This is a genomic window from Citrobacter sp. L55 (assembly GCF_002850715.1).
Classification (GTDB): Bacteria; Pseudomonadota; Gammaproteobacteria; order Enterobacterales; family Enterobacteriaceae; genus Citrobacter; species Citrobacter braakii.
Genome location: NZ_KZ559410.1, coordinates 21,182 through 43,499, shown reverse-complemented (window position 1 = coordinate 43,499; position 22,318 = coordinate 21,182). Strand labels below are relative to the sequence as shown.

22 protein-coding genes, 2 pseudogenes and 1 other annotated feature are annotated in these 22,318 nt (G+C 48.8%); of the genes and pseudogenes, 6 read left to right on the top strand and 18 right to left on the bottom strand.

All coding sequences use genetic code 11. The features are described 5' to 3' along the window. Nucleotides 1–2 precede the first annotated feature (2 nt). The 5 genes from B9P82_RS20225 to btuC all read right to left on the bottom strand — a co-directional run bounded on the left by B9P82_RS20225 (nt 3) and on the right by btuC (nt 3,919). Nucleotides 3–716: an EAL domain-containing protein gene (locus B9P82_RS20225; RefSeq protein WP_047417843.1), complete on the bottom strand. Its 714-nt coding sequence runs from the start codon at nt 714–716 to the stop codon at nt 3–5. A 319-nt stretch (nt 717–1,035) separates the two neighbouring features. Beyond that, nucleotides 1,036–1,500: an NlpC/P60 family protein gene (locus B9P82_RS20220; RefSeq protein WP_003832591.1), complete on the bottom strand. Its 465-nt coding sequence runs from the start codon at nt 1,498–1,500 to the stop codon at nt 1,036–1,038. Nucleotides 1,501–1,577: 77 nt separating this feature from the next. Further along, the gene (gene btuD / locus B9P82_RS20215) at nt 1,578–2,327 is read right to left on the bottom strand and encodes a vitamin B12 ABC transporter ATP-binding protein BtuD (RefSeq protein WP_016152874.1); all 750 of its coding nucleotides are present in this window, start codon (nt 2,325–2,327) and stop codon (nt 1,578–1,580) included. Further along, nucleotides 2,327–2,878, bottom strand: a complete 552-nt coding sequence (locus B9P82_RS20210) for a glutathione peroxidase (protein WP_016156341.1) — start codon at nt 2,876–2,878, stop codon at nt 2,327–2,329. Before B9P82_RS20210 ends, btuD begins: the two co-directional genes overlap by 1 nt. Before the next feature lie 60 nt (nt 2,879–2,938). Next, on the bottom strand, nt 2,939–3,919 hold the full coding sequence (gene btuC / locus B9P82_RS20205) for a vitamin B12 ABC transporter permease BtuC (protein ID WP_032931198.1): 981 nt from the start codon (nt 3,917–3,919) through the stop codon (nt 2,939–2,941). 304 nt (nt 3,920–4,223) lie between these two features. On the opposite strand from btuC, the gene B9P82_RS20200 reads away from it, so the two are divergent. From B9P82_RS20200 to B9P82_RS20180, 5 genes are all read left to right on the top strand, one after another. After that, complete coding sequence (locus B9P82_RS20200) at nt 4,224–4,382, top strand: DUF1427 family protein (protein ID WP_049268801.1); 159 nt, start codon at nt 4,224–4,226, stop codon at nt 4,380–4,382. Between the two features lie 84 nt (nt 4,383–4,466). Further along, a complete protein-coding gene (locus B9P82_RS20195; protein ID WP_101700820.1) occupies nt 4,467–5,681 on the top strand; it encodes a PfkB family carbohydrate kinase in 1,215 nt (404 codons plus the stop codon). Nucleotides 5,682–5,712: 31 nt separating this feature from the next. After that, the gene (locus tag B9P82_RS20190) at nt 5,713–6,447 is read left to right on the top strand and encodes an outer membrane protein OmpK (protein WP_016152869.1); all 735 of its coding nucleotides are present in this window, start codon (nt 5,713–5,715) and stop codon (nt 6,445–6,447) included. 17 nt (nt 6,448–6,464) lie between these two features. Beyond that, nucleotides 6,465–7,427, top strand: coding sequence for a nucleoside hydrolase (locus B9P82_RS20185; RefSeq protein WP_016152868.1), 963 nt, complete (start codon nt 6,465–6,467; stop codon nt 7,425–7,427). Between the two features lie 3 nt (nt 7,428–7,430). Then, nucleotides 7,431–8,660, top strand: coding sequence for a NupC/NupG family nucleoside CNT transporter (locus tag B9P82_RS20180; RefSeq protein WP_016156338.1), 1,230 nt, complete (start codon nt 7,431–7,433; stop codon nt 8,658–8,660). A gap of 40 nt (nt 8,661–8,700) precedes the next feature. Here B9P82_RS20180 and ihfA read toward each other — a convergent pair whose 3' ends face one another. The 8 genes and pseudogenes from ihfA to thrS all read right to left on the bottom strand — a co-directional run bounded on the left by ihfA (nt 8,701) and on the right by thrS (nt 15,975). Continuing rightward, nucleotides 8,701–9,000, bottom strand: coding sequence for an integration host factor subunit alpha (ihfA, locus tag B9P82_RS20175; protein ID WP_003030571.1), 300 nt, complete (start codon nt 8,998–9,000; stop codon nt 8,701–8,703). A gap of 4 nt (nt 9,001–9,004) precedes the next feature. Continuing rightward, nucleotides 9,005–11,391 (bottom strand): annotated as a pseudogene (gene pheT, locus B9P82_RS20170) (phenylalanine--tRNA ligase subunit beta). Nucleotides 11,392–11,406: 15 nt separating this feature from the next. After that, nucleotides 11,407–12,390, bottom strand: a complete 984-nt coding sequence (gene pheS, locus B9P82_RS20165; RefSeq protein ID WP_016152865.1) for a phenylalanine--tRNA ligase subunit alpha — start codon at nt 12,388–12,390, stop codon at nt 11,407–11,409. A 159-nt stretch (nt 12,391–12,549) separates the two neighbouring features. Further along, nucleotides 12,550–12,674 (bottom strand) — a sequence feature (Phe leader region). Then, complete coding sequence (pheM, locus tag B9P82_RS28705; RefSeq protein ID WP_001386830.1) at nt 12,625–12,669, bottom strand: pheST operon leader peptide PheM; 45 nt, start codon at nt 12,667–12,669, stop codon at nt 12,625–12,627. Its footprint overlaps the feature before it by 45 nt. 120 nt (nt 12,675–12,794) lie before the next feature. Next, entirely contained in the window at nt 12,795–13,151 is a 357-nt protein-coding gene (gene rplT / locus B9P82_RS20155; RefSeq protein ID WP_003030578.1) for a 50S ribosomal protein L20, read from the bottom strand. Between the two features lie 55 nt (nt 13,152–13,206). Next, on the bottom strand, nt 13,207–13,404 hold the full coding sequence (gene rpmI, locus B9P82_RS20150) for a 50S ribosomal protein L35 (RefSeq protein WP_003030583.1): 198 nt from the start codon (nt 13,402–13,404) through the stop codon (nt 13,207–13,209). A 96-nt stretch (nt 13,405–13,500) separates the two neighbouring features. Continuing rightward, on the bottom strand, nt 13,501–14,043 hold the full coding sequence (gene infC / locus B9P82_RS20145; RefSeq protein WP_048997935.1) for a translation initiation factor IF-3: 543 nt from the start codon (nt 14,041–14,043) through the stop codon (nt 13,501–13,503). Nucleotides 14,044–14,046: 3 nt separating this feature from the next. After that, entirely contained in the window at nt 14,047–15,975 is a 1,929-nt protein-coding gene (thrS, locus tag B9P82_RS20140) for a threonine--tRNA ligase (protein WP_016152864.1), read from the bottom strand. 314 nt (nt 15,976–16,289) lie between these two features. Here thrS and B9P82_RS29045 point away from each other — a divergent pair. Beyond that, nucleotides 16,290–16,451, top strand: a pseudogene (locus tag B9P82_RS29045) (DinI-like family protein); the annotation flags it as partial. A gap of 84 nt (nt 16,452–16,535) precedes the next feature. Here the strand turns inward: B9P82_RS29045 and B9P82_RS29040 are convergent. From B9P82_RS29040 to B9P82_RS20110, 5 genes are all read right to left on the bottom strand, one after another. Beyond that, nucleotides 16,536–17,765, bottom strand: a complete 1,230-nt coding sequence (locus B9P82_RS29040) for a tail fiber domain-containing protein (RefSeq protein WP_101700818.1) — start codon at nt 17,763–17,765, stop codon at nt 16,536–16,538. 59 nt (nt 17,766–17,824) lie between these two features. Further along, a complete protein-coding gene (locus tag B9P82_RS20125) occupies nt 17,825–18,064 on the bottom strand; it encodes a phage exclusion lipoprotein Cor (RefSeq protein ID WP_101700817.1) in 240 nt (79 codons plus the stop codon). Nucleotides 18,065–18,172: 108 nt separating this feature from the next. Then, complete coding sequence (locus B9P82_RS20120; protein ID WP_101700816.1) at nt 18,173–18,847, bottom strand: hypothetical protein; 675 nt, start codon at nt 18,845–18,847, stop codon at nt 18,173–18,175. After that, the gene (locus B9P82_RS20115; protein ID WP_044700331.1) at nt 18,848–19,162 is read right to left on the bottom strand and encodes a hypothetical protein; all 315 of its coding nucleotides are present in this window, start codon (nt 19,160–19,162) and stop codon (nt 18,848–18,850) included. Beyond that, entirely contained in the window at nt 19,162–22,317 is a 3,156-nt protein-coding gene (locus B9P82_RS20110; RefSeq protein ID WP_101700815.1) for a TipJ family phage tail tip protein, read from the bottom strand. Before B9P82_RS20110 ends, B9P82_RS20115 begins: the two co-directional genes overlap by 1 nt. Between the last annotated feature and the right edge of the window lies 1 nt (nt 22,318).

The following is a 22,318-nucleotide window of genomic DNA, read 5'->3' as shown; positions in this document are numbered from 1 at the left end:
GGTTATATCTTCGCGAGCGAAATTATCTGCGCGGGGGGCACAGCAGGCCACAGCGCGCCCTGCATGGCGCTGAATCCCAGTGGCAGTACGCGCGCTAACATCTCGGGGGTATCAATACCGCTAATGATGATTGACTCACTGCAGGGAAATAGCTGTGCCAGGATAGCTCGCATAAATGGCTCAAACGAAATATGTGTAATCCTTTGTTGAACAAAGTTTTTATCGAGCACGACGCGTTTGAACAGCCCATCAAAAATTGCCCGGTTTGATATGCCGCCAGCACCATAGTTTGTCAGTACTAATGGAAATCGCGCCGCCAGTGCTGCCAGCGTTGGATTCGCTTTTCCATTATTTAACTCTGGATAGTTTTCATTAATAGCCAGTTCCAGAAATGACAATCGTTCAACTTGTGAAGCAAATTTAGCATCTGATAATAAAGTATTAGCAATTGCCGGCGTTAAATTAATCCAGGCAGAAACCTTTCGTTGAATAAAAAAATGTTGGCACGTTTCGATTAATTCAAGCTTTTCGGTAAATAAGCGACATTGCTCTTCGTCCGACATCCGAGGTAGGACCAGCTCGGTGGGTATACGCACATCCCCCTGCGCACTGGCAAAACTGGTAATGATATCTACGTATTCAAGATCGCCTTTTTCGTTTCTCGCAGGGAGAAAAGAGAACTCTGAATGGTAAAGAGTATCCATTGAAACAATCATCGTGCCAGCCCCTCTGCATAGGTGTTATCCGGCATCCTGTAGCAAAGGATGGAGAAATACGTTATTGCTGATGCAAGTAGAGGCCCTTTCATTTTTCCCTTTATAGCCAGTAAATCGAATCCCTTTTTTTTAGCTTATCCTGATTATAAGCGAATATCCAGCTTTGCACTTTTTAATATCTCGGAATAAATCATATTTTTAGCAAGATACGCTCTTAATGTTCAGGGGTATTGTCCGGCTGGCGGCAGAAATAAGAAGTTACTAACAAATGGAAATGTCGAGGCTGCTCAGCCGTAGGCAGCCTCGTGACTGATGAGGATTAAATACGTCGCGCCTGCCAAAAGTTTTTGCGCCAGTAAACGTTGTCCAGTGACGAGCGCATCACACCACGGCTGGTTGAGGCATGAATAAATTGATTATTGGTATCGTAAATTCCGACATGCAGACCGCTTTCCCCAGACCCGGTTTTAAAGAACACCAGATCGCCGGGCAGCAAATCATCTTTATCAATTTCGGTACCAATCTTTGATTGCGTGCGCGTATCACGCGGGAGTTGCAGATCGAATTTATCGCGCATTGTCATCAATACAAATCCAGAACAATCCACTCCGCTACGGCTCATGCCGCCATAACGATAGGGTGTGCCATGCCAGGTTTGTAGCTGGTCATTAAGCCCGGCGATAACGGCGATAGAATCCGACAAGCGGGCATTTGGCGCAGGAGCACGATGGCTGCTGCAGCCCGCCAAAAACAATGCTGTGATGAAAAGAAGCCAAAAGCGCATTCAGGACGAATCCTCTGAATTATATTTTTATGTCAATTTAGCGTGGAAATTATATGATTTTCAAGAACCCATTTAACTTAAGTGGTTGATATGAGCATTCTGTGGCCTTCAATATCCAAACGACGGAAGTTCACGCCATAAGCCGCAGACAGATTGGCCGGCGTTAGTACCGTATCACGAGCACCACTGGCAAGCAGCTTCCCGCGTTTGAGGAGCCAGGCCTTGTGCGCATGACGTAAGGTATGATTAAGGTCATGGCTGCTCATTACAATCGCGATGCCCTGCAAACACAGCTGACCCAGCATCCGGTCCAGCGCATTTTGTTGCGCCACGTCCAGGCTGTTCATCGGCTCATCCAGCAGCAAAAGCTGGCCGAATGGATTCGCTTGTGGGCAAATCTGCAGGATAACCGCAGCCAGGCGCACGCGCTGCCACTCACCGCCGGAGAGCTGATTCACGCTGCGTCCCAGCTTATCCCCAAGCCCAAGCGCATCGGCGACTTCCTGTAACAGATCGGTGCGCGCTTTATCGGGTTGATGCAGCGTCAGAAAATGCCAGACCGGCATCGCAAACGGCGGGTTTTGCTGTTGCGCAAGATAAGCGCGATATTGCGCCAGCTTTGCTGCCGGCCATTCATCCAATGACACATCACCAAAGGTGATGCTGCCCTTGCCGGTCGTCAGACCCGCCATTCGCGCCAACAGTGTGCTCTTTCCTGCGCCGTTAGGTCCCACTAAATGCAGGATCTCCCCTGCTTTTATCTCACCAGAAAGCGGGCCGAGTCGGGTCGATTCTGCTACGTCCTGTAGCTGCATCAATCGAGACATTAGTTTGCCAGCGCCGTCTTGATGGATTGCACCAAAACAGGATCCTCAGGCGTCATATCAGGTGAAAATCGTTGCAGTACCTGACCATCCCGACCCACTAAAAACTTCTCGAAATTCCACAGAATATCGTCCGGGTAGAGCGGCGCCCGACCTTTACTCGCCATACGCTCATAGAATCCACTATCCGCAGGCGCAACGGCGGTTGGCGCGGCATCAATCAGTTTCTGATACAGCGGATGGCGTCCCTCGCCGTTGACCTCAATTTTGCTGAACATCGGGAAGGTAACGCCCCAGGTGGTACTGCAGTACGTTTTTATTTCCTCTTCACTGCCCGGCTCCTGGCCCAGAAACTGGTTGCAGGGGAACCCAAGAACGGTAAAGCCCTGCTGATGCCAGGCTTTCTGCAGATTCTCCAGTTGCTCATATTGCGGCGTTAGCCCACATTTTGAAGCAACGTTGACGATTAACAGCACATTTCCGGCATACGGCTGCAGTGAGGTCACCTCGCCGTCGATGGTCGTCACGTCTGTATCGAGGATAGTGTTTTGCATAGCATCTCCAGAACAACAGGTGGATTTTCAGTTTTTAATCATAGACCGAATCAACGCGTTCTAGCGCGCGGCTTTTAACAATAGCCAGATAAATACCGGTGCGCCCATGGTGGCCGTCACCACGCCAATTGGCAGCTCAGCCGAGGCCAGCACCAGACGCGCGACAACATCAGCCAACAGTAATACGATAGCGCCAGCCAACGCGCAGCCCGGCAGTAACACGCGATGATCGGTTAAGCCGCACAGCCGCAGAATATGTGGGATCACAAGCCCAATAAAGCCAATCGCTCCTGCCAGAGCCACGCTTACGCCAACCATCCAGCCCGTGGCGACCACCAGCAGGTTGCGCCAGAACCATAATGGCAATCCCAACTGACGTGCAGAAGTCTCCCCCAGCGCCAGCATATTCATCGGCTGCGACTGACAGCAGATCCACACCAGCACCGGAATCAACGCCACCATGAGCCAGGCCTGATGCCAGTCAACGCCACCAAAGCCCCCCATCATCCAGTACATTAGCTGTCGCAAATCAAATGAAGTGGAGAAGTAGATGGCCCATGTCATTAGCGCGCTACAGATAATCCCCAGCGCCACCCCCGCCAACAGCAGACGGCTGGTAGACAAATGACGGCGGGCAAAACGGAGCAGAATAAGCGTGATAATCAGCGCCCCAGCGATGGCGCATAAACCCAGCGCCCAGCCGGGGAGCTGCCCCTGCCCCAGCAGCACCGCCGCGATGAGCCCGACCCCCGCGCCATTAGACACGCCCAGTAATCCAGGCTCTGCGAGCGGGTTTTCAAAGAGAGCTTGCATCACTGCGCCAGATAAGGCCAACGCAGCGCCTACCAGCAAAACGGCGAGGGTACGGGGAAATCGGATTTGCCAGACGAACAGATCGCCGCGGGCGCTGAACCAGTCGCCGGGGGCGATCCACTGTTCTCCTGCGCATAAGCTAATCACGAGCATGACCAATAGCAACAGCGATAAAGTGCCTAACCAGTATCGGTCTCGCCGACGTTGTAATTGTGCAAAAGGTTGCATGTTTATACTTTTTTTATGGGTTATCTCATTAATTTTACGATGAAAGCAAAAAACATGGAAGGAAGCTCTACCGCAAATGAGGCAATGGCCCAAAACAGCATGAACCTTAGACTTTTGCATAATGCAATGCTGGCAGCAATACCAGGTAGTACCTGTCATTATTAATATCGTTCCTGAGATTAAATAAATAACCACAACCGGACAGGATGTCCGGTTGCAGAAGTTTTGTGTGATTGTCTTCTCATCAATACGTAAATATATTGTGTAGTCTTCGTATCATCATAACACCCTCAGGAATTATCTTATGGATATAATTCTTTCGCTTATTGCTGGTGCAATTATTGGCTTCATATTTACATTAATAAAACTCCCCATCCCAGCCCCTACTGTCTGGCCTGGTGTATTTGGTATCATCGGTGTACTTAGTGGTAATCAGATCTTTAACTATTTATTCAACAAATAAATTCATTCACCAAAAAATTAACGCATAGACAAAATAAACTTATTACATGGACCTCTCATCACATTCATGAAAAGTGAGGATTAGATGCCCTGTCGTTACAAAAAACAGCGTCTTCGCTATATTTTAACACTACTCAAAAAACAAGGAAGTGTAAAAATATCATCTCTTGTTAAGGTACTTGATGTTACGGAAAGAACACTCCGCCGCGACATCAATGACCTCGTAAAAACAGGACATGTCCGCTCATGCTATGGAGGTGCTGTATATAATCACGACAATGCATTCCCATTATATGAGAATAACTCTCTTTATTTGCACCAAAACATCATCATTAACCAATCAAAGATCGAACGAGAAATATCAATGAACGAAAACAATGGGAAAGTTTACATTCTGGGTTCATTTAATACTGACTTAGTATATCGGCTTCACCGTTTTCCTATTTCAGGGGAAACTACGCGCGCGCTTTTATCCTGTTGTTTACCCGGAGGGAAAGGCAGCAACCAGGCGATAGCATCCGCACAAGCCAATGCTCGCACTTATTTTACAGTCAAATTAGGTGAAGATGAGTTTTCAACCAAAGCCCAGCATTTTTTAAATGGCGTAGGATTAGAAAAACTAACAATCTTTACCAAAAATGATGCACCAACCGGCAGTGCCGTAGTGATGATATCCGAAGAGGCTGGCGATAATGTAATCGTTATTAATCCAGGGGCTAATCAGGAAATAACGAGTGAAGAAATTATATCCTGTTATGACGAGATAGGCACCGCCAATGTTTTTTTGACGCAGATGGAAAACAATCCTGATGCTACAGCTCAAGCTATTAAGTTCGCACATGCCGCCGGGGTGATGACAATCCTGAATCCAGCACCATGGCGCAAGGAAGTGACAGATCTTCTCCGCTGGACACACATCCTGACCCCAAACCTCACAGAAGCAGAGGCGATAATTGGCAAGGCTATTCGTACGCCAGACGATATTCGTCAGGCCGCCGAAACCATGCACCAAATGGGACCACAATATATTCTAATTACGTTAGGCAAAGATGGGTGCTGGTTATTTGATGGTTCTACTCACCAACAGTTCCCGGCATATCCCGCCGTTAATATTGATACATCCGGCGCCGGTGATGCATTTAATGGTGCACTCGCTGCACGACTTGCCTGTGGAGAAAATATTGCCAACGCAATTCATTACGCCTGTGTATTTGCCGCACTGGCCGTAGAGCGTGAAGGCGCAGCCAATATGCCATCCCATGAACTCGTATTAAAACGATTAGCTTGTACTAAATACTGATATTAACCCACCACAAAAATAGGGATATAAAATGAAAAAAATCGCCTTCGGGGCTTTATTATCGTGCGTAGCTTTTTCCTCATTAGCTGAACAACAATACGGTTGGGGAAATATACATTTTGACTATCAATCCTGGGATGCCGGTGTTAAAGACCTCGAATATGAACAAGCCTTAATTGGTATTGAGGGAGGTATTGGTTTTGATTGGGGTGAAATGTACGGTTTTTATGATTTTGAAAACATTCTAGATGACGAAGGAAATCAGGGGCAGACTGCGAATGGTGAAATTCATACCTACCTCTGGAAAACGGGTGCCAGCCTATTTACAAAAGTCTATAATTCGCAAAGCCCTAATTTTAAAGAGACGAATCAATTTATTGGGCTTGGCTATACCGACCTGAAAGGCGATGGATGGTGGTTTAAACCCTGGATTGCTCGTCAGTACATTACCGCGCACAGTAATTTTGGCCCAGCTTATGATATTAATGGACTCAATGGTTTCTCAATCGGATGGAACGCTGGCTATGCTTTCAATCTTCTCAACCAGGACTTCTTACTGTCCAATTGGAATGAAATAGAACTTGACCGTAATGATGACTATACCGCTAACAATCATGGTAGCAATGGTTTAAACGGCGGCCTGAATATTACCTGGAAAATCATGCCTCATATATCCACCACATTAATGTATCGATACTTTTATAACAAACTTGGTGCGGATGGATATGGCGATATTCTCATTTATCGACTGGCCTACGACTTCTAACTTAAGGAACATTAACGATGTTAAGTATCCACTGGCCTGAATTAACTTCAGCGCAGCGTATTGCCTTAATTACGCCACCTAATTATGGCAAAGTGCCTATCGTTATTGACAGCGATACCTACAATGAAATTGACGATCAGATGGCCATTGCCTGGGCATTCTTACACCCGGAGCGCCTCGATCTGCAAGCTGTTTACGCCGCTCCGTTTACCAACCACTATTTTGGTAAAGAGGGCTCGCACACATATGTTGACGATCCCGCAGTAGGCATGCAACTGAGCGTCGATGAGATCTATCGCGTATTTAACAAACTCCCCCGCCGCGAAAACATACCGCAAATATTCCAGGGTTCAACACGCTATCTGAAAGATAGCAATCAGCCGGAGATGTCAGCAGCAGTACAGGATTTGATTAACCGGGCAAGAACGGCTGAGCAAACATTACATGTACTCGCAATCGCCGCGCCGACCAATATCGCTAACGCACTGCTCCTCGCGCCGGACATCGTCACAAAGATTCATGTCATCTGGCTTGGGGGTAACAGTTATGCCTGGAAAGATAATCATGAATTCAACCTGATGCAGGACATTGCGGCGAGTCGGGTACTTTTTGATAGCGGCGTAGCGCTCACCCAAATCCCCTGCTTTGGCGTGGCTAACACTATGGCCTCATCGGTCCCAGAGATGCAGCACTATTTTGCAGAGACCAGCCGCATTGGTAGCTACTTTGCTGAAATTGCCCCGCGATGCCCCTGGATTGGTTTTGCATCCCGCAAAGTCATTTGGGATATCACTACGGTTGGCTATGTCCTGAATCCTGACTGGTTCACCTGTGAATACCGTACATCCCCTTTGATCAATGACAATCTGAGCTGGAGTTTTGATAACCGCCGTCACGTCATTCAGGTCGCAAAATTTATTGAGCGGGATGCTCTCTTTAAAGATCTTTTCCGTAGCATCATTGATGCCGATGAGGGATAAACCATGCAGATACTCATCGTCATACTTGGCATTGTTGTCCTGTTACTCGTTGCCTGGCTATGTTCAGAAAATCGCAAAGCTATCCGGTTTCGCACCGTTGGCGGCGCCTTTGCAATCCAGGCTCTTTTTGCTGCATTTATCCTGTATGTCCCCTTAGGGGAAAAAATCTTACTCGCCATATCAAACAGTCTGTCAGGCATGCTGAACTATTCGTCTGAAGGGATTAACTTTCTCTTCGGTAATCTCGGACAGTTCAAAATGGGGTTTGTATTTGCCGTGCATGTTCTGCCGATTATCATTTTTATGTCAGCATTGTTCTCCGTGCTGTACTACCTGGGCATCATGCAGTGGATTATCCGTCTCATCGGTACGGGTATCCATAAACTGCTGCGCACCAGCCCGGCAGAATCCATGGCTGCAACGGCCAATATTTTTGCGGGCAATACTGACGTCTTCGTCCTGATGAAACCTTATGCGCCACGCATGACGCGCTCAGAACTGTTTGCCCTCATGACAGGTGGTGTGGCCTCTATCGCAGGCTCAGTGCTGGTTGGCTATGCCAGTATGGGGATCGAAATTCGCTATCTGGTAGCCGCCTCTTTTATGTCAGCACCAGGCGGTCTGTTAATGGCGAAAATGCTGTTTCCAGAAACGGAACCCGAAAACACTGCCGACGTGTCAGGCGATATGCTTGGTCAAGATGAAAAGCCTATCAACATCGTTGAAGCGGCGACAAATGGCGCGACTATCGGGCTGAAGCTCGCCGCTAACGTGGGGGCAATGCTTCTGGCACTGATTGCATTAATTGCTATGGTGAACGGCTTGTTGGGCTGGTTTTGTGGCTTTTTCGGCTATGGTAACGTCACGCTACAATTTATCTTCAGTTACCTTTTTGCTCCGGTTGCCTGGCTGTTGGGCATTCCCACTAACGAAGTCTTGCAAATTGGCAGCCTGTTAGGTCAAAAATTGGTGCTGAATGAGTTCGTCGCGTATACCAGCTTTATTCCAATGAAAGACCAACTGTCGGAATATTCGCAGATAATAACGATCATGGCGCTGGCTGGGTTTGCCAATTTGTCCTCTCCTGCCGCATTGATTGGCGTACTGGGGGGGATTGTGCCGGGGAAAAAAAGTTTCATTGCTAAAATGGGGCTTAAAGTGATCCTGGCGGGCACGTTGTCTAACCTGCTGAGCGCAGCACTGACCGGGCTGTTTTTCCTTCTGGCCCACTAAGAAAAAAGGCCGCATTCGCGGCCTTTTTAGTTAGTTCAGATTACTCTTCTTTCGGCGTTGCGTTTTCAACCCGGCTTTTTAACTTCTGTCCGGGTCTGAAGGTCACCACGCGCCGTGCTGTAATGGGAATATCTTCGCCCGTTTTCGGATTACGGCCCGGACGTTGATTCTTATCACGCAGATCGAAGTTACCAAAACCAGAGAGTTTTACCTGCTCACCATTTTCCAGAGCACGACGGATCTCTTCGAAAAACAGCTCGACCAGTTCTTTGGCATCCCGCTTGCTAAGCCCAAGCTTATCAAACAGATATTCTGACATTTCAGCTTTTGTAAGCGCCATAGGTTCAATCCCTCAATGATGCCTGGAATCGCTCTTTTAATGCCTCTACACATTTGGCGACGGTAGCGGCAATCTCCTCTTCTTCAAGTGTACGGCTGGTATCCTGAAGGATCAGGCTGATAGCGAGGCTCTTATAACCCTCCGCAACACCCTTACCGCGGTACACGTCAAACAAGTTTACGCCAACTACCTGATTTACGCCAACTTTCTTACATTCGGATAAAATATCCGCAGCGGGAACGTTTTCTGCCACAACAACTGCGATGTCGCGACGGTTCGCCGGGAAGCGAGAAACTTCACGCGCCTGAGGCACCACGCGGTCTGCGAGCTTGTTCCACTCCAGTTCAAACACCAGAGTGCGACCGTTCAGATCCAGTTTACGTTCCAGTTCAGGATGAACAACCCCAATGAAACCAATGCGTTCACCTTTCAGATAAATCGCCGCAGACTGCCCCGGATGCAGTGCTGGATTCGCTTCAGCTTTGAACTGAATATCCGCCAGCTTGCCGGTCAGGTCGAGAACCGCTTCCAGATCGCCTTTCAGATCATAGAAATCAACGGTCTCTTTTGCCAGATTCCAGTGTTCATCATGACGGTTACCGCAGATCGCGCCCGCCAGCATCAGATCCTGACGGATCCCGAGATTGGCCTGCGTGTCCGGTACGAAACGTAAACCCGTTTCGAAAATACGCACGCGGTTTTGCTGACGATTCTGGTTGTACACTACCGTAGACAGCAAGCCGGTCCACAGGGATAAACGCATTGCCGACATATCAATCGAGATTGGGCTTGGCAGCAGCAGCGCTTCTTCACCCGGGTGCAGCAGCGCCTGGACTTTCGGGTCGACAAAGCTGTAGGTAATAACTTCCTGGTAGCCTTTGTCATTCAGCATGGTTTTTACGCGTTTCAGCGACAAATCCGCTTCACGATGCGTACCCATGATAAGACCCGCCTGAATTGGCGTATTCGGGATATTGTCATAACCGTATACACGGGCGACTTCTTCGACCAGGTCTTCTTCGATCTCCATATCGAAACGCCAGCTCGGCGCTACCGCTTTCCACTCATCTTGCCCTTCCGTAACATCACAACCCAGACGGCGCAGAATATCGCTCACCTGCTCATCCGCAATATGGTGTCCGATCAGACGATCAAGTTTGCTACGGCGAAGCGTAATGGTTGCGCGTTTTGGCAGCGAGGCTTCGTTCGTCACGTCAATGATTGGACCCGCTTCGCCGCCGCAGATATCAATCAGCAGGCGCGTAGCACGCTCCATGGCTTTATGTTGCAGCGCCGGATCGACACCACGCTCATAGCGGTGAGAGGCATCGGTGTGCAGACCGTGACGACGTGCGCGACCGGTAATAGACAGCGGGCTGAAGAACGCGCATTCCAGCAGGACGTTTTGCGTTTCATCATTCACACCGGAGTGCTCGCCACCAAAGATGCCGCCCATTGCCAGCGCTTTGTTATGGTCCGCAATCACCAACGTATCCGCATTCAGCTTCGCTTCACTGCCGTCCAGCAATACCAGGGTTTCACCTTCTTTTGCCATGCGGACAACAATCCCGCCTTCAATGCGGTCTTTGTCGAATGCGTGCATCGGCTGGCCCAATTCGAGCAGCACATAGTTAGTCACGTCAACCACGGCATCGATCGAGCGGATGCCGCAACGACGCAGTTTTTCTTTCATCCACAGCGGGGTTGGCGCTTTAACGTTAATGCCTTTCACCACGCGGCCAGATAGCGTGGGCAGGCTTCCACCGCGTCGACCTGAATCGGCAGGACGTCGCTAATAGTTGCGGCTACTGGCGCTATTTCCGGCTCAACCAGAGGGGCTTTGTTCAGTACAGCAACGTCACGTGCCACACCGATAATGCCTAAGCAGTCGGCGCGGTTCGGAGTGACGCTGATTTCGATAGTATTATCGTCAAGTTTCAGGTATTCACGGATATCGGTACCAATTGGTGCATCGACAGGCAGTTCGATAATACCGTTGTGATCGTCAGAAATACCCAGCTCGGAGAACGAGCACAGCATGCCTTCAGACGGTTCACCGCGCAGTTTCGCGGCTTTGATTTTGAAATCGCCCGGCAGAACGGCACCAACGGTTGCTACAGCCACCTTCAGCCCTTGACGGCAGTTTGGCGCACCGCAGACGATATCCAGCAGGCGGTCGCCCCCGACATTCACCTTGGTGACGCGCAGTTTGTCAGCGTTCGGATGCTGAGCACACTCAACCACTTCGCCCACCACAACGCCATTGAACGCGCCAGAAACAGGATCCACACCGTCAACTTCCAGACCCGCCATCGTGATTTGGTTTGACAACGCATCGCTATCAATCGCCGGGTTTACCCATTCGCGTAACCACAGTTCACTGAATTTCATTGTTTTATCCTGCCTTTATTTAAACTGTTTGAGGAAACGCAGATCGTTTTCGAAGAAAGAACGCAGATCGGTTACGCCGTAACGCAGCATGGTCAGACGCTCCATACCCATACCGAATGCAAAGCCAGAGTAGATTTCCGGATCGATACCGACGTTACGCAGCACGTTCGGGTGAACCATTCCGCAACCCAATACTTCCAGCCATTTGCCATTTTTACCCATCACATCAACTTCCGCAGAAGGTTCGGTGAACGGGAAGTAGGAAGGACGGAAACGAACCTGCAGGTCTTCTTCAAAGAAGTTGCGCAGGAAATCATGCAGCGTGCCTTTCAGGTTGGTGAAGTTGATGTTGGTATCAACAATCAGCCCTTCCATCTGATGGAACATTGGGGTGTGCGTCTGATCGTAGTCGTTACGATATACGCGGCCCGGAGCGATAATACGGATCGGCGGCTGTTTTTCTTTCATAGTGCGGATCTGCACGCCGGAAGTCTGCGTACGCAGCAGACGCGTCGCATCAAACCAGAAAGTGTCGTGGTCAGCGCGCGCCGGGTGATGGCCAGGAATGTTCAGCGCATCGAAGTTATGATAGTCATCTTCGATTTCCGGACCGGTTGCCACGGTAAAGCCCAGCTCACCAAAGAAACTTTCAATGCGATCGATAGTCCGCGTTACCGGATGCAAACCGCCGTTTTCGATACGACGCCCAGGCAAGGAGATATCGATCGTTTCTTCAGCCAGACGAGCATTCAGCGCGGCATTTTCTAATTCGGCTTTACGCGCGTTCAGCGCTTGCTGAACCTGCTCTTTGGCTTCGTTTATCACCGCACCTGCTGCCGGGCGCTCTTCTGCCGGCAGTTCACGCAGGGTAGTCATCTGAAGGGTCAGGTGCCCTTTCTTGCCCAAATATTCGACGCGGACATTGTCTAACGCGGCAACATCTGAAGCCTGGTTAATGGCGGCCGTTGCACTGGCAACCAGCTCTGCGAGATGTGACATGGTTTTCCTCGTTATGTTGCGATATTCACTAGTCGCTCGTATATACACAAAATCATTCTGGCTGAGTCAAGACAGCAGTAGAGCGCTAATCCTCAGACAAATATGTGACTGGGGTAAGCGACTGCAGCCAACGCAGAGGCAGCCTGAAGGATAACGTGTATAAAAAAAGCCTCCACCAGGGAGGCTTTTAGGCGCTGTTTTCCGTTTCTTCTTTCACGCGCAAGCCTCCTGAGTTCAGGTGCTAAAGTAAAAGAAGAAGCGGAAAATAGCAGCATTCATGCTTGCGTTACCTTGTGTGGTAAAAACCGGACAACCTTTATTGAAAAGGCTTACGGATAAATTGTCAACCAATTGATTGCACTACAAATAAAAGAGAGGGAGCCAGGCTCCCTCTTTTCACCGGCTTATGCCAGAGCTGCTTTCGCTTTTTCGACCAGAGCGGTGAACGCTACTTTGTCGAATACTGCGATGTCAGCCAGGATCTTACGGTCGATTTCAACAGAGGCTTTTTTCAGGCCGTTGATGAATTTGCTGTAAGAAATACCGTTCTGACGTGCTGCTGCGTTGATACGCGCAATCCACAGTTGACGGAACTGACGCTTTTTCTGACGACGGTCACGATAAGCGTACTGACCAGCTTTGATAACAGCCTGGAAGGCAACGCGGTATACGCGAGAACGCGCACCATAGTAGCCTTTAGCTTGTTTCAAAATTTTCTTGTGACGTGCACGGGCAACTACACCACGTTTTACGCGAGCCATATGTGCTCTCCTGTATCTATATTCTTAGTAAAAAAATTAATTAAACGTTAACGGCTTATGCGTACGGCAGGCACGCGATAACCAGACCCAGATCGCCTTTAGAAACAAGGCCTTTTGGACGCAGGTGACGTTTACGCTTAGTAGATTTTTTGGTCAGAATATGACGCAGGTTTGCGTGCTTACGCTTAAATCCACCACCACCGGTTTTTTTGAAGCGCTTAGCAGCACCGCGTACGGTCTTAATTTTTGGCATTTTAATAACTTCCACTTCGCATTGTTAATAAACGAAACGTAGGCGAACAACGGCTGTGGAACCCGCAGGCTCCACAGACATTGCTACTTGAAGGCCTTACTGTTTCTTCTTAGGAGCGAGCACCATGATCATCTGGCGGCCTTCGATCTTCGTAGGGAAGGATTCGACTACTGCCAGTTCACTCAGATCGTCACGGACGCGGTTGAGCACTTCCATACCGATCTGTTGGTGGGCCATCTCACGACCGCGAAAACGCAGCGTGATCTTAGCCTTATCGCCATCTTCCAGAAAGCGTACCAGGCTGCGGAGTTTTACCTGGTAATCGCCATCGTCGGTGCCAGGACGGAATTTAATTTCCTTAACCTGGATAACTTTTTGCTTTTTCTTCTGTTCCTTAGAAGACTTACTCTTTTCATAAAGGAACTTGCCGTAGTCCATAATACGACAAACTGGCGGTTCGGCGTTAGGGCTGATTTCAACTAAATCTACTCCAGCTTCTTCAGCTTTTTCGATCGCTTCTCTCAGACTCACAATACCCAAAGCTTCGCCTTCCAGACCTGTTAAGCGAACTTCCAGGGCGCGAATCTCGCCATTGATACGATTCGGACGTGCCGTTTGAACTCGTTTTCCGCCTTTAATACCTTATTCCTCCAGTTGTTGAAGACTGCGGCTGCGAATCTCTTGTTGCAGCTTCTCAATCACTTCATTTACGTCCAGGCTGCCCAAGTCTTTGCCACGACGGGTGCGCACGGCAACTTTGCCTGCTTCTACCTCTTTGTCGCCACAGACCAACATGTAAGGGACACGACGTAAAGTGTGCTCGCGGATTTTAAAGCCAATCTTCTCATTTCTCAAGTCTGCTTTTACACGAATACCCGCATTTTGTAGTTTCTGCGTTAATTCGTTGACGTATTCAGACTGTGAATCGGTGATGTTCATGACGACAACCTGAACTGGCGCAAGCCAGGTCGGGAAGAAGCCAGCGAACTCTTCGGTCAGGATACCGATGAAACGTTCCATCGACCCAAGAATTGCGCGGTGAATCATAACCGGCACCTGACGCTCGTTGTTTTCGCCAACATAAGAGGCGCTTAAACGGGACGGCAGAGAGAAGTCCAGCTGTACAGTACCGCACTGCCATGCACGATCGAGGCAGTCATACAGGGTAAATTCAATTTTCGGACCGTAGAATGCGCCCTCACCCAGTTGGTACTCAAACGGGATGTTGTTTTCTTCCAGCGCAACGGCCAGGTCAGCTTCAGCACGGTCCCACATTTCATCGCTACCGATACGTTTTTCGGGGCGAGTGGACAGTTTGACGACGATTTTCTCGAAGCCAAAGGTGCTATACATATCGTAGACCATACGAATGCAAGCGTTAACTTCATCACGGATCTGCTCTTCTGTACAGAAGATATGTGCATCATCCTGAGTGAAGCCACGAACACGCATCAGGCCATGCAGCGCGCCTGACGGCTCATTACGGTGGCAGCTACCAAACTCGGCCATACGCAACGGCAGATCACGATAGGATTTCAGACCCTGATTGAAGATCTGCACGTGGCCCGGGCAGTTCATGGGCTTAATGCAGTATTCACGGTTCTCAGAGGAGGTCGTGAACATCGCATCTTTGTAGTTATCCCAGTGACCTGTTTTTTCCCACAGCACGCGGTCCATCATGAACGGACCTTTAACTTCCTGATACTGGTATTCTTTCAGTTTTGAGCGAACAAAGACTTCCAGTTCACGGAAGATTGTCCAGCCATCATTGTGCCAGAACACCATACCCGGCGCTTCTTCCTGCATATGATACAGGTCAAGCTGCTTACCGATTTTACGGTGGTCGCGTTTGGCCGCTTCTTCCAGACGTTGCAGGTAGGCACTCAGGGCTTTTTTATCGGCCCATGCAGTACCATAAATACGCTGCAGCATCTTGTTATTGCTGTCGCCACGCCAGTATGCCCCTGCGGTCTTCATCAGTTTGAAGTGATGACAGAAACGCATGTTCGGCACGTGCGGGCCACGGCACATATCGACATATTCTTCATGATGGTACAAGCCAGGCTTGTCATCATGGGCAATGTTTTCATCAAGAATGGAGACTTTATAGGTCTCGCCACGCTTCACGAAGGTTTCACGCGCTTCGTACCAGCTGACTTTCTTCTTAATGACATCGTAGTTTTTCTCAGCGAGCTCGTGCATCCGCTTCTCGAGCGCGTCGACATCTTCCTGGGTTAGCGTACGGTCAAGATCGATATCGTAGTAAAAACCGTTATCAACAACCGGTCCGATCGCCATTTTGGTGTGCGGCCAGAGTTGTTTGATCGCGTGCCCTAACAGGTGCGCACAGGAGTGACGAATGATCTCCAGACCTTCTTCATCCTTCGCGGTGATGATGGAGAGCTTCGCATCATGCTCAATCAGATCGGAAGCATCTACCAGCTCACCGTCAACACGGCCAGCAATAGTGGCTTTCGCCAGACCTGGACCGATGTCCAGCGCAACATCCATGGGGCTTACAGCGTGGTCGTAATGGCGTTGGCTGCCATCAGGAAGAGTAATAACAGGCATGTTATATCCTTATTTGCAGTGGTGACCCACACGTAAGATCACATACAAAGAGAAAATTTATTTGTTTACAGTAAGTTGTGCAACCATCTAACCAACAATCGCTAAATTGGTACACAATCTGGTACACAAATGAAAAACTGACATCCTCAGTCCCTCACCCGGTAAAATGATGGTAACACTAAAAAAGTGGTGATTGCACCACTCTGTTTCACATTGATTCAAATTGTCTTGCAACAATGGATGCGATCGACTAAATGAGAACGGCACAAAGCTTTGCAAACCGATGCATAGTTTTGTGCATCCCGCTTTTGTCTCATTTCATAACACCAGTAGCCCTCCATGATGATCTTCCGGTTAAACCGATGATGACACTGCCGGCGATCAACACTAACGCCAGCAAGCATGAGAAGGAACAGATAAGCCGAGCGGTGCAGGAAATGTTTGAAGAGGCTGATATGTGGCTGGTTGCCGAATAGGTTGGCTCCCATCTACCCACTTTACTGGCATGATCATATAACCTACAGACCCTGGACAGGCCTGTACACCGCTGACCTGCCAGTTTATTTCATCTGTGCAGGTATTTTATTGGCGAGAACTTCCAGAGCCTCTCTGGCTGACGTATCAGAAGTCGTACCTGCAATTGTGGTAATGGTCTCTTTTAATATCCCCATCAATTGCAGAATACTCTCATGATGCAGTGCAGCAGCGACGCCGTAAGTATCCGGACGTTTAACCCATTTGACCACATCTCCATTTTTCAGCGTAACATCACAGCCGCGGCTTACCGCCTCCGGAAATGCTGACTCAACATCCTGAGCTGTAAACCCTATTCCAAAAATATCGGTATCGATATATCTGAACGTCACCCCTTTAATTTTTAGCATTACTGCTAACGGGTCTTCAATTCGCCTGATGCCATATTTAATGCGTTCATCACAAGTAGGCGAGAAGATACGGGCGGTTGCTTCACCTGTGTGGTCAATCTGGAAAATAGAAAATTCGCCAGGGCTGGCAAAGGGAATCAGGCGCACATAGGCCTTCCCTGCATTGTTGTCCGTAACATAATCAACAAGGCCCCATTGTGCGTCAGAATGCTGCCCTTGCGCGATGATATTTCTAAAAACTCCTTGCGTTTCTTCCCAGGTGTTAGTCCCGTCTGATATGTACGCAGCACCTCTTGATGCGTCTGAAACCCGCACCTGACCAGATACCGTCCCACCCGTTTTCCCGTTAACAGTTCTCAGCCTTGCGTCATCTCCAGCTGCGACAGTACCATTGGTTGTGCCAACATCCAGTAATGCAGCCCCTTTAAGTGAAAGGTTCGCTCTGGCTTCTTGAGCATCTTCAATGTCTTCAAGATTTTTACTTTTATCTAATTTTTTACTCAAACTGTCGTTAAAGCTGTTCCATGCAGGGCCAGTAAATGTGGAACCATCAGGTAATCTGACGGTAATCGTTCCGGTTCCGCTGAATACCTGCTGCCAGTTCTGTTTGTCATAGTTCAGCCCGCGCAGCGCTTCTGCACTCTGAGCCACCAGTGCCGCAGTGACCATATTCATTGCCACGCGGGGAACGGCTGACCAGGCGGCGCCTGATTGTGTGGGTCCGGTATAATTACTGACGAGCGTCAACGCTGTACCACTTTCCACGGACTTAACCGGGAGCGTATAGGGAACACCGCCGACAGTGACAACAATAAAATCTCCGGCCGCCACATCGGTAGTAAACGCGGTCCCGCTGCCAGCGACCGCAGCAGAGTTATTCGTCAGGGTTAAAGTTCCTGCTGACATGGATATCTCCTTAATTCAGATAATAAAAAACCCGCCGGAGCGGGTTATTTTTTGTAGGTTTAATTCGAACAGTTCGAACTGGTGAAATTATTCTTATTCACCCATCGCCAGTTAAATGGATAACCGGCTCTGTATTCAGTCTGATTTGAGACTTTACGTACACCATAAATATCCACCGTTTGTGACTGCCCACCCAGCAAGGCCTGAGCCTGACAAACAGGAATCTGCTTTTCCAGCAATGGTCCGGAACACGCTGAAAGCACAAAACTGATAATAAACATAATAATTATATTTCTCATTTACGCCACCAGTGTAAGTTATTTACATTAAAATAACCGAGGTGGATAAATATTATAAATAGATTAAACAGATCGATACTTATAAATTGATCGTTTTAAACGATCAATTTAATCATATGCCGCTGTATTTATCGCCGTTATCACAATTCCGCTATTCGTTGATCCGATCGAGGCCCCACTTGCTGTGGTTGAACTTTGCCCCCTAATTCTTGTACCACCAGTGTCGTCATGGCAACCCGTCCCCACATCAACAGACTGAAATATTGGCTGCCCACCTGGTGCAGAACCCGCCTGGAGGATGACAGATCCCAGCCCCATCGGATTTACGGCCCATTTTCCTGCCATGTATGTATCAATGTTAAGCCCACCACTTACAGCACCTGGTGAACCAATAGTTGTAAGGTCGCTTAATACCCTGGACTCATTCGTAAGTACCAGTGTCCCTTCGGCATCCCATATAGCCACACCCCAGGCCGGAAGGGTAAGCGGATATATGGCAAAAAAATAGGCCTCAAGGACAAAAGCCGATCCCCTGTAATTAGACGCATCAACACTGAACGTATTGCCACTTTTTGAAGCTGATATCTTCGCCGGGGCGCTGGTTCTTGCAAAGGCAATCCCTCCCTTCTGACCGTCGATAGTAACAGACGCCGAAGCGCTGTTAAAATTCCCCCCAAAAGTTGAGTTTACAGTGACTTTTCGGTAAAGCGTCATTGGTGTGGAATCAGGTGTGATAAAAGGGTTCCCGTTAGGTAATGAAATCAATGCGCCATATTTAGCCATCTACGCAGTCTCCGCAAAAACGATTAACTGCACTTTGACTGCCGGGTAATCATTAATCCCATCACTACCTGAAGGCTGTATTGTTATGGTGTTTCCAGATGCAATAATATTTCTTTTATCTGTGTAACTTATTGTCCCTTTATCCTCCAGAGTACCAACTGCAAACCCAACCTTTAAGCCAGGCTCAAGGTTGAACTGGTAGCTTCCCGTTTTCTGACCTAAAGCAAGATCGATGATGCCCACTACGGTTACAGGTTTAATGCCATAGTTATTCGGGACGCCATTAGCGTCCCATGTCTGAATTCCCCATGTCATCAGAATACCCCTGTTAATTTGCCAATCTGCACGCGGAGAACACCATTGCCATCTTTAACGCTGTAATTCAGATTGGTCATTTTCGTTGCGCCCTCCCCGGCAACTGCACCATTCACCTCAAACGTGCCATCTGATTTCATGATCGTCCCTGTCTGTCCCTCAACGTAATTAGCTGAATACCATGAGCCAACTTTCGCCAAAGTGAATGACGCATAGTCAATAAATGCTTCGTTAATAAATACCTGACCATTAGAGGTCAGGAATGCAGCCTTATAATTACCAGGGTCACTTCCTGAATAAATACCAAACTGATCAGCAGCAAAAACCACAGTCGATTTATAGGTGCTTCCTGAGGGCTCAATGGATATACCAAAACCAGCGTTATAGAGAACATCATTTCTTTTAATGCCAAGATTAAGAGTATATGAAGCCTTAGCATTACCATTATCTTCAACCTGAGCAGTAAGCTTTTCATTTACCGCCGCCGTTAACTCTCCGTTCGGGCCAATTTGCGCTTGCACATAGGTAGATAAATCAGCTAATCCCTTTACAGCAGTAGCTACCGTAGTTTTTACTACCAATATATCAGCCCGGACCTCCCCATATTGAGCCCACTGGTGTTCCACGGTTCCGTGGTTTGCCAGCGCATTTGACATGATACCTTCCAGATTAGTATCAACACCCTCCTGAACATTTTTAAACGCATCTGACTCTCGTATTTGCTCATCAATAAGCTCTATCATTCCTGGAATATCAGATGACGCCTGCCCGGATGCTTCAACAAATTCAGACACACCGAAAGCATTCCTGGTACGAACATAAACGTAATATGTTTTATCAGCCTGTAGACCATGAAGGGTCCACTGGTTAGAGCGCCCAAGGAACTGAGTCTGATCTTCAATGTCTGCGGGATTTTCTATCTGATTCAACCCGGAATACCAGAATTCAAACGAGGTGTCGGTCGTTGCCGTAATGCGCATAACAGGAACCAGGTCAGCAGAGAACAAGCCGGGCGTCCAGATAACACTGGATGGCGCAGGTGGTGCTCCGATAACCATGCTGATTTGTGTCTCTGCGCCTTTCATCCCGTTTTCATTACGACCACGAACACCCAGCGTGTAGCTGCCGGCATTCAGACCAAAAAACTCATAACGGAACTGGTCTGTTTCGTACTGCGCAACCACTTTCCCGTCATCGGTGTACACATACACTTCAAACACCAGCTTTTTGGTAGTGGTTGCCGTCTCCCATGTTGCAGTAACCTGTACAGTCTCAGAGTTGGTGTTGATGATGCGCAGGTTCTCCACGTTAGGTACGCGGTAACCGTTCAGCGTATCGTTGGGGACCTCAAACACAGCGCCTTCATCAACAATGGCCTGTTTGTTCGGATCATGTTGCGATGCAGTGATGCTGTAGACTGAATTGTTATCCGTCTCTGCAACGCTCAGGATGCGGAAGAGTCTGGTAGAAAGGTTGCTGGTAGAAATGGCAAATACAGTACCGTCACGAATCCATGCTGGCGTTGTTTTCAACGTCACTATATTGTCAGCAATACTGCCAATTTCAAACTTAACGAACTTCCCGTCACTGCCTATGATCGACATGGTGTCGCCTTCTGATATCAGAGACGAATCAACCGCATCAACGGTAATTTTGTTACCTGCATGCGACATAATGCGGCCACCAAGACGTGCACCAGCATAGTTGTTATCCATGATTTCAACGATGTCACCCGGCGTGAAGTGGATTGCATCGCGCGCCATCTGGAATGACAGTCTGCTGCTCTCGCGCTTCGCTGTTTCCAGCAGCCATTTCCCTGCTCGCCATGCCTGGCCTCGGGACGTACACCCAAATGCCTCAATGGTCGTTTCGTTATAGTTTCCACGTGCGATCATCTCATCGTCGGAAACATACTCTTTCACCTGCTCCCAGCCGTTATCAGGGTCAGTCCAGGACACAACAACGGCATTGTATTTCTCTGAACGCTTCACGGAGCTACGCTTGAACTCACCATCAACCACGTTAGCATTTGTTATTGTCGCAATCGGGTCCTGTGGCGCGTCAATCATGACGGACAGGCGCATCCCGTCCCATAGCGCTATGCCTCGAAACATGCTCGCTATCTTGTCAAGAATGTCACGCGCACTCGCCTGATCGGTAATATAAGCATTCAGCGTCATTCTTGGTTCCTGACCGCCGTAGCCGTCATTAACAAGTTGATCGCAATACTGAGACAGAACATACAGCGCCCCGTCATCGACATCGATATACCCAGCTCGTTTCGCCAGCCCGAAACGGGTATTCTTCGCCAGTTCACGGAACAGCCACGCCGGGTTGTTAGTCCACGCTTTTTTGAATCCGCCAGTCCACAACCCCGAGTAAGTTCTGGCAATCGGATCGTAGTTGTCAGGAACATCCACAATCAGTCCGCGAAGATGGTATGTGCGACTAGGGGTGTCGGTGTACTGGTCTCGGTCAATAACCGCACCAGCGATAGCGGAGAACGGATAGTTCAGGTTATCGTCGGTGATCTCGCTGTAGCTGTTCCAGATAGTGCCGTTTGACAGCAAATCACTGGTGCTGTCCGGCGTAATTCGACGCACACGGATATCGAACGGTTTTGTGTCAGGGGCATCAATCAGGTGCGCCTCAAGATACTCGCCGGAAATTTTACCTGGGCCGATAGTAACGTTTTTTTCGATAACCCATCCGGTTGAACCAGTTCGGGACTCGATGACCATAGTTACTGAGGTGTTCTTTTGGTTACCTTTGGTGTCCTGCTCGACCAACCCGGTTGTCCCAATATTACAACGCACCCGGGTTACATCCTGGTCTGTAATGGTGCGCACCAGCGGTGTATCGTAGGTAACTTCAGTATTGACGATGGTTGTCGCTTCGATTGCAGAGAAACCATTGATTGGTAATTGATTTTCAGAGCCCGGTCGCCATGCAACGCTGATACCGTTAACACTAACGTTTCCGTTGGCGTCAGTAACCGGCGTTTTATTCAGCCTGAATGAAGACAAATGTGACTGATCAATCGGGCCGTAGATTGGTCCTTCCGATATAAGGTCCAGCACCCGGTAAAATTGTTTTGATTTGAGGTTATCGTCAAGGAGAGTTGGGGTTGAAGACTTGCCACCACCTGAAGACATA